Below are 12,484 nucleotides of genomic sequence, written 5' to 3'. Positions count from 1 at the left end.
CCGGGGAACTCCACAGCACCAACGCAGCAGGAACGGAGCTGGCAGCGTGAGCAACACGCCAGACAACACGCAGCCGGCCACCCCGGCCGAGCACGACCGCACGTCGGCGACCCCGACCGAGGCACCCACCGACGACCGCCTGCAGGACGTCGAGGGCACCCCGCACCTGATGACGGACTCGGCGGACGACACCGAGCGCCGGGCCGCCGGCGGTGACCGCTGGAGCACCGCGCTGCAGAGTATCGTCAACGGCTCCGTGCTCGTCACGGTCCTCGCCGTCGTCCTCGCCCTCGTCGCCTGCGGCATCCTGATCGCCGTCACCGACGAGAACGTGCGCGCAGCAGCGGGCTACTTCTTCGCCCGCCCCACCGACACCTTCCAGGCCGTCGGGACCGCGGTCGGGGGCGCCTACAAGTCGCTCTTCCAGGGTTCCGTCGTGAACTTCGGCGCGAGCTCGTTCGCGCAGGCCATCGCCCCGATCACCCGCTCGGTCGACTACGCCGTGCCGCTGATCGCCGCCGGCCTCGGCATCGCCCTGTCCTTCCGCGCCGGCCTGTTCAACATCGGCGGCCAGGGCCAGATCCTCATCGGCGCCGCGGCCGCGGGGTGGGTCGGTTTCTCGTTCGACGGCCCCGCCGCGATCCACATCCCGCTCACGGTCGTCGCCGGCATCGTCGGCGGTGCGCTCTGGGGCGGCCTGGTCGGGCTCCTCAAGGCCCGCACCGGCGCCAACGAGGTCGTCCTGACGATCATGCTCAACTACGTCGCGCTGTACCTCGTCAGCTACCTGCTCCGCACGCCGGGGCTGCTGCAGGCGCCGGGCAGCTCGAACCCGATCTCGCCCGCCACGAAGGAGAGCGCGGTCTTCCCCGCGCTGTTCGGTCCCCGGTACGGCATCGACCTCGGCTTCGTCGTCGCGCTCGTCGCCGTGGTCGTGGTGTGGTGGCTCGTCAACAAGTCGTCGCTCGGCTTCCGCTTCCGCACGATCGGTGAGAACCCCCGCGCCGCCCGCGTCGCCGGCATGAGCGTCCCCGCGCTCACCATCTGGGTGATGGTCATCTCGGGTGCGCTCGTCGGCATCGCCGGCGCCTACCAGGTACAGGGCGCCGTGACGTCGGGCTTCACCTCGGGCATCGACGCCGGCATCGGCTTCGACGCGATCACGGTCGCCCTCCTCGGTCGCTCGAAGCCGTGGGGCGTCTTCTGGGCCGCGATCCTGTTCGGCGTGCTGAAGAACGGCGGCTACGCCATGCAGGCCGCGAACGACATCCCGATCGACATCGTCGGCGTGATCCAGGCGCTCATCGTCCTGTTCATCGCCGCACCGCCGCTCGTCCGTGCGATCTTCCGCATCCCGCAGCCGGGTGCGCGTCGTCGCGGTCGTGCCGCGAAGAACTCCCGGAAGGCGGTCGCCGCATGAGCACCACCACCACCGCGGCGCCCGCGCCGGCGCTGTCCGACCGCCCGATCGAGACGACCCGGAGCTGGAAGGCCCCGATCGGGTTCGGTGTGTTCACCCTGCTCGCGCTGCTGTTCTTCGGTGTGCTGCACCGTGCCGGCGACACCACGTTCCGGCTGGCGAACGGCGGCGACTTCTTCGCGCTGCCGAACGTCCCGCTCCCCGCGACCGGCACCGGCATCGTCGTCATCGTCCTGCTGGCCCTGGCCACCGTGTACGCCGTCGTCGAGGTCCGCGCGTCCCGCCGGATCCCGCTCTGGCTCACCGCGGTGTTCGCGGTCGTCTTCGTCGTCGGCTTCCTCACGTGGTCGGCCGCGGGCGACACGATCCCCGTCCCCGGCCTGCTCGTCGGTGCCCTCGGCCTGAGCGTCCCGCTCGTGTTCGGTGCCCTCGGCGGTGTGATCTCCGAGCGCGTCGGTGTCGTGAACATCGCGATCGAGGGCCAGTTCCTCGCCGGCGCGTTCACCTCGGCGATGATCGCCTCGCTCACCGGCTCGGCATGGGTCGGCCTGGTCGGCGCACTGATCGCCGGCGTGCTGGTGTCGTTCGTCCTCGCGGCGTTCAGCATCAAGTACCTCGTCGACCAGGTCATCGTCGGTGTCGTCATCAACGCGTTCATCTCCGGCCTGACGGGCTTCCTCTACTCGCAGGTGCTCTCGCCGAACGAGCAGACGCTCAACGTCGGCGTGCGCTTCCCGAAGCTCGAGATCCCGGTCCTGCACCAGATCCCGGTCATCGGCCCGGTGTTCTTCGAGCAGACGGTCGTCGTCTACCTCGCCTACGTCGCGGTCGCGGTGGTCACCTTCGCGCTGTTCAAGACCCGCTGGGGCCTGCGCCTCCGCGCGGTCGGGGAGCACCCGCAGGCCGCGGACACCGTCGGCATCAACGTCGCGCGGACGCGCTTCTGGAACGTGTCGCTCGCGGGTGCGATCGCCGGTCTGGGCGGTGCGTACTTCACGCTCGACGCGGTCGGCCCGTTCACGAAGGACATGACCGCCGGCGCGGGCTACATCGCCCTGGCCGCCGTCATCTTCGGACGCTGGGACCCGATCCGGGCGACGCTCGCGGCGCTGCTGTTCGGCTTCGCGTCGAACCTGCAGAACATCCTCGGCGCGATCGACTCGCCGGTGCCGAGCGAGTTCCTGCTCATGCTGCCCTACGTGGTCACGATCTTCGCGGTCGCCGGCCTGGTCGGGCAGTCGCGCGGACCGGCGGCCGCCGGCAAGCCGTACACCAAGAGCTGACGGCCTGGAGGTGCGGCACATGACCCACACGAACCCTGCGGACGGCGACGCGGTCGCCACCGACCCCGCGACCGGCGAGCCGTCCTGGACCGACCCGGCCACGAGCCTCCAGGCCGGCTCCGGGTCCGACGTCGACGCGAGCGTCGACGTCGACTGGAGCGCCCTGCGGGACGCTGCGACCGCCGCGATGCGACGGGCGTACGCCCCGTACTCGTCGTTCCCGGTGGGTGCCGCGGCGCTCACCGACGACGGACGGATCGTCTCCGGCTGCAACGTCGAGAACGCGTCGTACGGGGTGACCCTGTGCGCCGAGTGCTCGCTCGTGTCGCAGCTGCACATGACCGGCGGCGGCAAGCTCGTCGCGTTCACCTGCGTGGACGGCGACGGCGCGACGCTCATGCCGTGCGGCCGCTGCCGGCAGCTGCTGTTCGAGCACTCGACCGAGGGCATGCTCCTCGAGACCGTCTCCGGGATCCGCACCATCGACGAGGTCCTCCCGGACGCGTTCGGGCCGCGGACCCTCGCCACCTACCAGCAGGAGCACTGATCACATGGCCGTCGAGCCCTTCGACACCGTCGACCTCATCCGTACCAAGCGCTCGGGCGACGCCCTGGCCACCGCCGAGATCGACTGGCTGGTCGACGCCTACACCCGCGGGTACGTCGAGGACCCGCAGATGGCGGCGCTGGCCATGGCGATCTTCCTGAACGGCATGGAGCGTCGGGAGATCAAGGACCTGACGCTCGCGATGATCGCGTCGGGGGAGCGGATGTCCTTCGACGCCCTCGGCAAGACCACCGTGGACAAGCACTCGACCGGTGGCGTCGGGGACAAGATCACGCTGCCGCTCGCGCCGCTCGTGGCGTCGTTCGGCGTGGCGGTCCCGCAGCTGTCCGGGCGCGGGCTCGGGCACACCGGCGGCACGCTCGACAAGCTCGAGTCGATCGCCGGCTGGCAGGCGTCGATCTCGAACGACCGCATGATGCAGGTGCTGTCCGATGTCGGCGCGGTCATCTGCGCAGCCGGCTCCGGCCTGGCCCCGGCGGACAAGAAGCTCTACGCGCTCCGTGACATCACCGGCACCGTCGAGTGCATCCCGCTCATCGCGTCGAGCATCATGTCGAAGAAGATCGCCGAGGGCACGGGTGCGCTCGTGCTCGACGTGAAGTTCGGGTCCGGCGCCTTCATGCCGACCTACGAGGCGTCGAAGGAGCTCGCGCAGACGATGGTCGACCTCGGGAACGACGCCGGCGTCGCCACGTCGGCGCTGCTCACCGACATGGAGGTCCCGCTCGGGCTGACGATCGGCAACGCGCTCGAGGTCCGCGAGTCGGTGGAGGTCCTCGCCGGTGGTGGACCGGCCGACGTCGTGTCGCTGACCGTGTCGCTCGCCGAGGAGATGCTCCGGCTCGCCGGTCTGCCGGACGCCGACCCGGCGGCGGCGCTGGCCGACGGCCGGGCCATGGACACCTGGCGACGGATGATCGCGGCCCAGGGCGGCGACCCCGCCGCCGACCTGCCGGTCGCCCGCGAGCAGCACGTGGTCACGGCGAGCGGGTCCGGCGTGCTCGTCCAGCAGGACGCCCTGCCGTTCGGCATCGCCGCGTGGCGTCTCGGTGCCGGGCGTGCGCGTGCCCAGGACCCCGTGCAAGCGGGCGCCGGCATCGAGCTGCACGTGAAGCCGGGCGACACCGTCACGGCCGGGCAGCCGCTCTGGACGCTCCACACCGACGAGCCGGCGCGGTTCGACCGGGCGCTGGAGTCGCTCGAGGGTGCGTGGTCCGTCGGGACCTCCGCGCCCGAGCGCGGACCGATCGTGCGCGAGCGCATCACGGGCTGAGCGCCACGGCCGCGACCCGGCCACGCCGACGACCGGAGGCTCCCCACACGGCTGTGGGGAGCCTCCAGTCCGTCCGGCCGTCCGTTGTGCACAGGGACGGACGTGGCGTCGGCGACCACCGATAGCCTGGAGTCATGAGCGCCGACGCCCCCACCTACCGCCTGCCCGACGCCGGAGCGGTCATCGACGACCTGCCCAAGGTCTCGCTGCACGACCACCTCGACGGCGGACTGCGCCCGGCGACGATCGTGGACCTGGCGGACCAGGCGGGCATCGAGCTGCCGGTGACGGACCCCGCGGCCCTGGGGGCGTGGTTCGCCGAGCAGTCGAACAGCGGCTCGCTCGTCGAGTACCTGAAGACCTTCGACGTCACGACCTCGGTCATGCAGACCGCACCGCAGCTGCACCGCGTCGCGAAGGAGTTCGTCGAGGACCTCGTGGCCGACGGCGTGGTCTACGGCGAGATCCGCTGGGCGCCGGAGCAGCACCTGCGGGGCGGGCTGACGCTCGACCAGACCGTCGAGGCGGTGCAGGCCGGCATCGAGGAGGCCGTCGACGCCGCCGGCGGTGCGATCCGGATCGGTCAGCTCGTCACCGCGATGCGCCACGCCGACCGGTCCCTCGAGATCGCCGAGCTGGCGGTCCGGCACCGTGACCGCGGTGTCGTCGGCTTCGACATCGCCGGGGCCGAGGCCGGGTTCCCGCCGGCGAACCACCGTGCGGCGTTCGAGTACCTGGCGTCGGAGCTGTTCCCGGTGACCGTGCACGCGGGCGAGGCCGACGGGCTCGCGTCGATCCGCTCGGCGCTCGTGGACGGCCGTGCGCTGCGCCTCGGGCACGGCGTCCGGATCTTCGAGGACATCACGCTGTCGGACGCCGGTGACGGCTCGACGCTCGCGTCGCTCGGCGAGGTCGCGTCGTGGGTCCGCGACCGCGAGATCCCGCTCGAGGTCGCGCCGCAGTCGAACCTGCAGACCGGCGCGATCGCCGCGTGGGGCGACGACCTCGCCGACCACCCCTTCGACGTGCTGTACCAGCTCGGCTTCCGCGTGACGGTGAACACCGACAACCGCCTGATGAGCGACACGTCGCTGTCGAAGGAACTCGCGCTCCTGGCGGGCACCTTCGGGTACGACCTCGACGACCTCGCCGCGTTCCAGATCAACGCCGCCCTCGGCTCGTTCCTGCCGCTCGAGGACCGCGAGGAGATCATCGCGACCATCACGGCCGGACACCAGGAGGCCTAGCGATGTCCCTCCCGCCGCTGCCGGACGGCGCCGTCGTGCTCGGGGCGACCGCGTCCTCGTGGCGCGACGCGCTCCGGATCGCCGGTGGTGCGCTCGTCGACTCGGGCGCCGCGACGCCGCCGTACACCGACGCCATGATCGACCTGGTCGACGAGCACGGGCCGTACATCGTCATCTCGCCAGGGCTCGCGTTCGCGCACGCCCGGCCGGGGCCCGCGGTGCTGCGGGACGGACTGGCCGTCGTGACGCTGCGCGAACCCGTGTCGTTCGGCCACCCGCACAACGATCCGGTGTCGGTCGTGCTCGGGCTCGCCGTCGCCGAGGTCGGCACGCACCTCGAGTCGATCGGCGACATCGCGAACACGTTCAACGACGACACCGTGACCGCCCGGCTCGCGGCGGCGACGTCGGCCGACGAGGTCCGGGCGATCATGGGGGTGTCGGCGTGAAGATCGTGACGATCTGCGGTGCGGGGATCGGCTCCAGCGGCATCCTCAAGGTGAACGCCGAGAAGGCCCTCGGCACGCTCGGGCTGTCCGCGTCGGTCGTGGCCGCGGACGTCGCCTCCGTGCGCGCGGTGGCCGAGGACGCCAACGTGATCCTGACGAGCCAGGAGTTCGTCGAGGCGATCGGGGACACCTACGCCGAGGTCATCGTGATCCGCAACCACTTCGACCAGGGCGAGATCACCGCCGCGGTCGACCGGGCGCTCGGGGAGCACTGAGCGGCTCCCGACGCTGCCTCTAGAGTTGGGGCATGAGCACGGAGAACCCGCTGAACGACCCCGCCGCCGACCCGTTCGAGGTCGCCCGCGCCGCCGCCGCCGTCATCGCCGACCGGTCCGGCATCGAGCGGCACGACATCGCCCTGACCCTGGGCTCGGGCTGGGGCAGGGCAGCCGACATCATCGGCGAGACGGTGTCCGAGATTTCCGCGGCCGAGGTCCCCGGCTTCAGTGCCTCGGCGGTGCCCGGCCACTCCGGCACGGTTCGGTCGATCCGCCTGCAGGACGGTCGGCACGCACTCGTCATCGGTGCGCGGACGCACTACTACGAGAACCACGGCGTCCGTCGCGTGGTGCACAGCGTCCGCACCGCTGCGGCCACGGGTGCGACGGTCATGGTGCTCACGAACGGTGCCGGTGGCATCAAGGAGCACTGGAAGCCGGGCACGCCGGTCCTGATCAGCGACCACATCAACCTGACGGCGGACAGCCCGCTCGAGGGCGCCACGTTCGTCGACCTGACCGACCTGTACTCGTCGCGGCTGCGCGAGGTCGCGAAGTCGATCGACCCGACCCTCGACGAGGGCGTCTACACGCAGTTCCGCGGCCCGCACTACGAGACCCCGGCCGAGGTGCAGATGGCGAAGACCATCGGCGGTCACATCGTCGGCATGTCGACCGCGCTCGAGGCGATCGCCGCCCGTCAGGCGGGCATGGAGGTCCTCGGCTTCTCGCTCATCACGAACCTCGCCGCCGGCATCCAGAAGACCCCGCTCTCGCACGCGGAGGTCCTCGAGGCCGGGCGCGAGGCCGAGCCGGTCATCGCCGACCTCCTCGCCCGCGTGGTGGCGGCGCTGTGACCCGGCACGACGGCGCCTCGGACGGCGCGATCGTGGACGGCGACCTGGGCGAGGGGACCGAGCCCGTCCGGGACCGCGCTGCTGCTGACGGTCTGGAGGCCGTGCTCACCGCCGCCAGGTCCTGGTCGGAGCAGGACCCGGACGACGAGACCCGTGCCGAGCTGGACGCGCTCGTCGCGTCCGCATCGTCCGGGGACGCCGCCGCGGCGGACTCGCTGCGCGAACGCTTCTCCGGACGCCTCGCCTTCGGCACGGCAGGGCTGCGCGCCGAGCTCGGCGCCGGCCCGCAGCGCATGAACCGCGTCGTCGTGACACAGGCCGCCGCCGGTCTCGCGCGCTTCCTGATCGACACCGGACGCGACCGCAGCGTCGTGATCGGGTACGACGGCCGGGTCAACTCGGACGTCTTCGCCCGCGACTCGGCCGAGGTCATGCGCGGCCTCGGGCTCGAGGTCACCTTGCTGCCGTCGGCGCTGCCCACGCCGGTGCTCGCGTTCGCGGTGCGCCACCTCGGTGTCGGGGCGGGCGTGATGGTGACCGCGAGCCACAACCCGCCGCGGGACAACGGCTACAAGGTGTACCTCGGGGGCGAGGACGACGGCTCCCAGATCGTCCCGCCGGTCGACGGCGAGATCGCCTCGGCGATCGACGCGGTCGCCGCGGGCGACGTGCGCGACCTCGTCCGCGCGACGGACTACACGGTGGCGGGCCCGGAGCTGACGCGGGCGTACGTCGAGGCGACGGCCGCGACGGTGCCGGCCCCGGCCCTCCCGGTCGACGCCCAGCCGAAGGTCGTCTACACGGCCATGCACGGGGTCGGGTGGGAGACCGCTCGCGCCGTGTTCGCCGCCGCGGGGTTCGCGGAGCCCGCCGTGGTGCCCGAGCAGATCGAGCCGGACGGTGCCTTCCCCACCGTGTCCTTCCCGAACCCGGAGGAGCCGGGCGCGATGGACCTGTCGGTCGCGCGCGGTGTCGCCGTCGGCGCCGACCTGGTGATCGCCAACGACCCCGACGCGGACCGCCTCGCGCTCGCGATCCCCGACGGCGCCGGGTCGTTCCGCCGTCTCTCCGGTAACGAGGTCGGCTGGCTGCTCGGTTGGCGGGCAGCTGCTCGCGCGCAGAGTGCTGGCGTGACGGGTGCGCTGGCGGCGTCGATCGTGTCCTCGCCCGCGCTCGCCCGGGTCGCCGAGCGGTACGGGCTCGAGTACCGGGACACGCTGACCGGCTTCAAGTGGGTCTCCCGCGTGCCCGACCTGGTGTTCGGCTACGAGGAGGCGCTCGGCTACCTGGTCGACCCGACGGTCGTCCGGGACAAGGACGGCATCTCGGCCGCGCTCGCACTGCTCGACCTCGCCGTCTCGCTGGCCGCTTCCGGGAAGACGGTCGCTGACCAGCTCGACGCGTTCGCTGCCGAGTTCGGGGCGTTCGCCTCCGGGCAGGTGTCGACCCGCGTGGACGACCTGTCGCGCATCGGGGAGGTCATGGCGTCCCTGCGGTCGTCGGCGCCCTCGTCGCTCGGTGGTCGTGCCGTGGTCTCGGTGACGGACTACTCGGACGGAGCCTCGGGCTTCCCGCCGTCCGACATCCTGCGCTACGACCTCGACGGCGGCGCACGGGTCATCGTCCGCCCGAGCGGCACCGAGCCCAAGGTGAAGGTCTACATCGACACCGTGGCCGACACCCCTGCCGAGGCGCAGGCGCTCGTCGAGGCCCTCGCCGCCGACGTGCGCCCCCTCGTGTCGTAGCGGCGCGGCTGCGGCGGCCCGTGGCCGTGCCGCCGGTCGGGGATCGCGCCCCCGTACAGACGTTGCATCCCTGAGCACACGGGTGCGACGTTCGTACGGGGGCGCGATCGCATGGCGCTCTCCACAGGGAGCGGGTTCCGAGCGCTCCCGGTACCTCGTGTCGTGCACGCTGCCGGCATGACCATCGAGCCGATCCACACTTCCGGTCTCCCCGACAGCGTCGCAGCGGGTGTCCGACGGGCTGCCGAGGACGGCGAGCTCGTACGGTTGCACCGCGGCTCGTACGTCCCGCGGGCTGCTTGGACGGAGGCCTCCGCGCAAGAGCAGCACCGCATCCTGGTCAGGAGTTTCGTCGAGGTGCACGCACCGGCGGTGATCGTGAGCCACCGGTCCGCGGTCGCGATGCACGGGTTACCGTGGGTGGGATCCTTCGGGGACCGGGTCGTCGTGACCGATCCGGACCGCGACCGCGGGCAGGTGAAGCCGCGGATCCAACGGGTGGGTGGGGCCGGCCGGCGACCCGATGCTGTCCGGATCGATGGTGTGCTCGTCGGGACGCTCGCCGAGACCGGGGTCGACGTCGCGCTGTCGGAACATCCGTGGCGCGCCGTGGTCGTGCTCGACGCCGTCCTCCGACGAGGTTGTTCGAAGGCCGACCTGCGTGCGGCCCTCGACGCGCGGTCGGCCAGGAACCACTGCCGGGCAAGGACCCTCGTCGAGGCGGCCGACGGCAGTGCCGAGTCGCCGGGTGAGAGCATCACGCGGTGGGGCGGCATCGTACTCGGTGCACCGTCGCCCGTCCTGCAGCACGAGTTCCGTCACCAGGGAGTGCTCCGTGACCGCGTCGACCTCTGGTACCCGGAGCACGGTGTCGTGGTCGAGTTCGACGGTCGCCAGAAGTACACCATGACGGGACGCGAGACCCTCTGGGACGAGAAGCGGCGCGAGGATCGGATCCGTCGGCTCGACGAGGTCCAAGGCTTCGCTCGAGTCACCTGGACGGATGCGCTGCCCGCCGGCCAGCTGCCTCGACTGCTCTCCGAGGCGGGTCTGCCGCTCGGGTGGAACTGGGCGAGCGCATGGCGGCTGGCTGCGCGACGCGCCCTCTGACGAACATCGCACCCCGGAGGACCGGGGTGCGATGTTCGTGAGGGGGCGCGGTCGTGCGCGCCGCGCGGCCCCGCGCTACGCGAGCTCGAGCAGCACGTGGCCGGACGAGATCGTCTGGCCGACGGGGGCGTTCAGGCCGGTCACGACACCGTCGCGCGGGGCCTGCACGGGCTGCTCCATCTTCATGGCCTCGAGGACGACGAGCAGGTCGCCCTTCACCACGGTGTCACCCTCGGCGACCGCGAGCTTCACGACCGTGGCCTGCATCGGCGAGGTCACCGAGCCGGACGAGGCCAGGCCACCGCGGACGCCCGACGAACGACGCTTCGGGGGAGCGGACGGGCCGGCCGGACGACGACCCGCGGCACCCGCGGCGCCACCGCCGACGATCGAGGGCATGGTGACCTCGATGCGCTTGCCCTGGACCTCGACGACGACGCTGTCGCGCGCCGCCGGTGCGGGGAGCTCCTCGGGAGAGCCGCTCCAGGCGGGGATGTCGTTCTGGAAGTCGGTCTCGATCCACTGCGTGTACACGCTGAACGGCGTCTCGTCGTCCGTCGCGAACGCGGGGTCCGACACGACCGCGCGGTGGAAGGGCAGCACGGTCGGCAGACCGGTGACCTCGAACTCGGCGAGGGCACGACGAGAACGCTCGAGCGCCTCTTCTCGCGTGGCACCGGTGACGATGAGCTTGGCGAGCATCGAGTCGAACGAGCCGGAGACGACGTCGCCGGACACGACACCGGAGTCCACGCGGACGCCGGGGCCGGAGGGAGCGGTGAAGGCGTGGACCGGACCGGGCGCCGGGAAGAAGTTGCGGCCCGGGTCCTCGCCGTTGATGCGGAACTCGAACGAGTGGCCGCGCGGGGTGGGGTCCTCGTAGTCGAGCGTGCCGCCCTCGGCGATCCGGAACTGCTCGCGGACGAGGTCGATGCCCGTCACCTCTTCCGAGACGCAGTGCTCGACCTGCAGGCGGGTGTTCACCTCGAGGAACGAGACCGTGCCGTCCGCGCCGATGAGGAACTCGCACGTGCCAGCGCCGACGTAGCCGACCTCGCGGAGGATCGCCTTCGACGACTCGTACAGGCGCGTCTGCTGCTCGGGCGTCAGGTACGGCGCCGGGGCCTCCTCGACGAGCTTCTGGTGGCGACGCTGCAGCGAGCAGTCGCGGGTGGAGACGATGACGACGTTGCCGTGCTCGTCGGCCAGGCACTGGGTCTCGACGTGGCGCGGCTTGTCGAGGTACTTCTCGACGAAGCACTCACCGCGACCGAACGCGGCGATCGCCTCGCGCGTCGCCGACTCGAACTGCGAGGCGACCTCGTCGCGCGTGCGTGCGACCTTCAGGCCACGGCCGCCGCCGCCGAAGGCTGCCTTGATTGCGACCGGCAGACCGACCTCGTCCGCGAACGCGATGACCTCGGCAGCGTCCGCGACGGGCTCGATGGTGCCCGGCGCGAGCGGCGCGCCGACCTTCTCGGCCACGTGCCGCGCCGAGACCTTGTCCCCGAGCTGCTCGATCGACTCCGGCGAGGGGCCGATCCAGGTGAGCCCGGCGTCGATGACGGCACGGGCGAAGTCGGCGTTCTCGGCGAGGAACCCGTAGCCGGGGTGCACGGCGTCCGCGCCGGAGCGACGGGCCACCGAGATGATCTTGTCGATCACGAGGTAGGTGTCGGCGCTCGTGGTGCCGTTCAGCGCGTAGGCCTCGTCAGCGAGGCGGGCGTGGAGGGCGTCGCGGTCCTGGTCGGCGTACACCGCGACCGAGGCCTTGCCAGCGTCGCGGGCCGCGCGGATGATGCGGACGGCGATCTCGCCGCGGTTCGCGATGAGGACCTTGCTGATACGGGGCATGGTACGTCAGCGTATTCGTGCAGCGGCGGCCGGTTTTGACCGGCACGTACAAAGAAACCGCGCCGAGCAGTGTGGATGTCTACAGTTCCCACAGGTCGTGCCAGGCGACACCGAAGCCGCGGAGCAGCATCGACCGCAGCACCGGGAGCGACAGCCCGACCACGGCCGACGGCGCGCCGTCGATCCGGGTGATGTAGGCGGCGGCCCGCCCGTCGATCGTGAAGGCCCCGGCGACCTCGAGCGGCTCGCCCGTCGCCACGTAGGCGTCGATCTCGTCGGCGGACACGTCCTCGGCGAAGGTCAGCACCGCGCTGTCCACCGCCACGACGTGGTCGCCGGCGGCGACCAGCGTGGACCCGCCGGGCGCGACGTCGCCGAGGTGGCCGGCGGTGCCGAGCGA

At 71.9% G+C, this 12,484-nt stretch carries 12 protein-coding genes; 10 read left to right on the top strand and 2 right to left on the bottom strand.

The genetic code is table 11. The features are described 5' to 3' along the window. Positions 1 to 169: 169 nt before the first annotated feature. From D8M35_RS05905 to D8M35_RS05860, 10 genes are all read left to right on the top strand, one after another. The gene (locus D8M35_RS05905; RefSeq protein ID WP_126891025.1) at positions 170 to 1,420 is read left to right on the top strand and encodes an ABC transporter permease; all 1,251 of its coding nucleotides are present in this window, start codon (positions 170 to 172) and stop codon (positions 1,418 to 1,420) included. Continuing rightward, complete coding sequence (locus tag D8M35_RS05900; RefSeq protein WP_126891000.1) at positions 1,417 to 2,703, top strand: ABC transporter permease; 1,287 nt, start codon at positions 1,417 to 1,419, stop codon at positions 2,701 to 2,703. The genes D8M35_RS05905 and D8M35_RS05900 overlap by 4 nt, the downstream gene beginning before the upstream one ends. Before the next feature lie 19 nt (positions 2,704 to 2,722). Then, positions 2,723 to 3,250, top strand: coding sequence for a cytidine deaminase (locus tag D8M35_RS05895; protein WP_274542768.1), 528 nt, complete (start codon positions 2,723 to 2,725; stop codon positions 3,248 to 3,250). A gap of 4 nt (positions 3,251 to 3,254) precedes the next feature. Beyond that, positions 3,255 to 4,544, top strand: coding sequence for a thymidine phosphorylase (locus D8M35_RS05890; RefSeq protein ID WP_126890999.1), 1,290 nt, complete (start codon positions 3,255 to 3,257; stop codon positions 4,542 to 4,544). A 134-nt stretch (positions 4,545 to 4,678) separates the two neighbouring features. Next, positions 4,679 to 5,791, top strand: a complete 1,113-nt coding sequence (locus tag D8M35_RS05885) for an adenosine deaminase (RefSeq protein WP_126890998.1) — start codon at positions 4,679 to 4,681, stop codon at positions 5,789 to 5,791. A 2-nt stretch (positions 5,792 to 5,793) separates the two neighbouring features. Beyond that, complete coding sequence (locus tag D8M35_RS05880; RefSeq protein WP_126890997.1) at positions 5,794 to 6,240, top strand: PTS sugar transporter subunit IIA; 447 nt, start codon at positions 5,794 to 5,796, stop codon at positions 6,238 to 6,240. After that, positions 6,237 to 6,515 carry a PTS sugar transporter subunit IIB gene (locus D8M35_RS05875; RefSeq protein WP_126890996.1) on the top strand — a complete coding sequence of 93 codons (279 nt, stop codon included), beginning with the start codon at positions 6,237 to 6,239 and terminating at the stop codon, positions 6,513 to 6,515. Before D8M35_RS05880 ends, D8M35_RS05875 begins: the two co-directional genes overlap by 4 nt. A gap of 32 nt (positions 6,516 to 6,547) precedes the next feature. Then, positions 6,548 to 7,375, top strand: coding sequence for a purine-nucleoside phosphorylase (locus D8M35_RS05870; RefSeq protein ID WP_126890995.1), 828 nt, complete (start codon positions 6,548 to 6,550; stop codon positions 7,373 to 7,375). A 92-nt stretch (positions 7,376 to 7,467) separates the two neighbouring features. After that, a complete protein-coding gene (locus D8M35_RS05865) occupies positions 7,468 to 9,120 on the top strand; it encodes a phospho-sugar mutase (RefSeq protein WP_126891023.1) in 1,653 nt (550 codons plus the stop codon). Between the two features lie 177 nt (positions 9,121 to 9,297). After that, positions 9,298 to 10,230: a hypothetical protein gene (locus D8M35_RS05860; protein ID WP_126890994.1), complete on the top strand. Its 933-nt coding sequence runs from the start codon at positions 9,298 to 9,300 to the stop codon at positions 10,228 to 10,230. Between the two features lie 75 nt (positions 10,231 to 10,305). On the opposite strand, the gene D8M35_RS05855 is transcribed toward D8M35_RS05860, so the two are convergent. Then, positions 10,306 to 12,084, bottom strand: a complete 1,779-nt coding sequence (locus tag D8M35_RS05855; protein WP_126890993.1) for a biotin carboxylase N-terminal domain-containing protein — start codon at positions 12,082 to 12,084, stop codon at positions 10,306 to 10,308. 79 nt (positions 12,085 to 12,163) lie between these two features. Then, positions 12,164 to 12,484 (bottom strand): Maf family protein (locus D8M35_RS05850; protein WP_174234695.1); only part of this gene is annotated, 321 nt, incomplete at its 5' end.

Origin of the sequence: Curtobacterium sp. HSID17257 (assembly GCF_003989515.1) — a bacterium.
GTDB lineage: Bacteria > Actinomycetota > Actinomycetes > Actinomycetales > Microbacteriaceae > Curtobacterium.
Note: the sequence above shows the minus strand (reverse complement) of the source record. Positions and strands in the feature narration are given on the sequence as shown.